The sequence below is a fragment of the [Clostridium] clostridioforme AGR2157 genome, from assembly GCF_000424325.1.
GTDB classification, from domain to species: Bacteria; Bacillota; Clostridia; order Lachnospirales; family Lachnospiraceae; genus Enterocloster; species Enterocloster clostridioformis_A.
In genome coordinates this window covers 1-1,668 of the sequence record NZ_AUJR01000127.1, presented here as the reverse complement: position 1 = coordinate 1,668, position 1,668 = coordinate 1, and the positions used below count along the sequence as shown (strand labels likewise).

Sequence of the window (1,668 nt, the reverse complement as noted above, 5' to 3'; positions counted from 1 at the left end):
AACGCTTATCCTTTATCTAAGCACGACCAAAGATAAAGGAGGAAAGGAAGATGCTCACTATGTCCCAAATCAATCATATCAAAGATTTGAGCAGTTGTGGATACCGAATCAGTGAAATTTCCGAAAAAACCGGCTCGGATCCCAAAACAATACGCAAATACCTCTCACAGGATGATTTCTCCCCTGTTCCACCGATTGCACAGGAGAATCCTTCAAAACTTGATCCATTTAAGCCTGTCATTCAGGAGTGGCTGGAAGAAGATAAAAAACACTGGCGCAAACAGCACCACACAGCACAGCGCATCTATGAACGTCTGACAGAAGAACACAGCTATACCGGCAGTTACAGCATCGTCCAGCGCTATCTGAAAAAATGCCGTTCCCAGCGGGTTGAAAAAGCGAATCTGGAGCTTGTCTGGGACCCGGGTCCGGCCCAGGTGGATTTTGGCGAGGCTGATTTCTACGAAGCGGGAACACTTATCCGAAAGAAATACCTTACCGTTTCGTTCCCTTACAGTAATGACGGTTACAGCCAGGTATTCGGCGGTGAAACGGCGGAATGTGTCTGCCAGGGGCTCCAGGATATCTTTGAATTTATCGGCGGTGTGCCGCCCCTGCTGGTCTTTGACAATGCAGCCGGCGTTGGCCGGAGGGTTGGCGATGCCATCCATGAATCGGAGCTTTTTTCACGGTTCCGTGCCCATTACCATTTCCGGGTACGTTTCTGCAATCCATACTCCGGCTGGGAGAAAGGCAACGTGGAACGGAAAGTTGATTTCAACCGCGCAAACCTGTTTGTCCCGGTTCCTCATTTCTCGGAGATTGAAAAGTTCAATGAAAAACTTCTTCTGCGGCACGAAAAGAAAGCAGGTGAACTTCATTATAAAAAGCAGGTCCCCATCAGGGAGCTGTTTGAAGAGGACAGAAGGGCGTTCCTGCTCCTTCCCCCGAAACGCTTCAATGTCTGCAGGTACGAATGGCTGAAGGCAGACGGTTATGGGAAAGTGTGCATGGATGGGAAACATTTTTATTCCACACGGCCGGAAAATGCAGGCCAAAAAGTACTGGTTGGAATCCATGCCCATACGGTGGAGATTCTGAGTGACAGCGGCCAGATCATAACAACACACCGTCGTGCCTTTGGTGAAGGCCGCACGGACATCAGTGATTACAGTACAACTCTTTCCGTCCTTTTGAAGAATTCCGGTGCATGGGAAAACAGCGGCCTGCGCCGTGAAACACCGGACAGCCTGCGTACCTACATGGATGCCCAGCCCAAAGAAAAGCTTAAGGACTGTCTGCGTATTATGAATGAGCTGACCGGCCAGTATGGATTTAAGGCAGCTGTCACTGCCATGGAGATGGCATCCTCCAGAGGAAATATCAACATCTGTGATGCCTCTGTGCTTGCAGCGCGTATTACCGGCTACGGTATTTACACGCCGCCGGAAACAGGACCGTCGTTAGCCGCATATGACGAAGCATTCCTGAAGAAAGGAGGCAGCGTGTCATGATGACCCCAAAGATGAAGGAAGATCTCTGTACGCAGATACTGGATGCAAGCAGGCAGCTGTTCCTTTCCGCCAGGATTTCCGAACTGTGCCATGAAAAAGGGACACAGAAACAGCTGGAGTTTATTCTGGAACTCATGAATGAGGAACTGGCCCT

Annotated in this window: 1 protein-coding gene; it reads left to right on the top strand. The window is 49.8% G+C overall.

Annotated features, from left to right (window positions below):
• Positions 1-59 precede the first annotated feature (59 nt).
• Positions 60-1,514, top strand: coding sequence for an IS21 family transposase (istA, locus tag G614_RS0123960; RefSeq protein ID WP_207637865.1), 1,455 nt, complete (start codon positions 60-62; stop codon positions 1,512-1,514).
• Positions 1,515-1,668 lie beyond the last annotated feature (154 nt).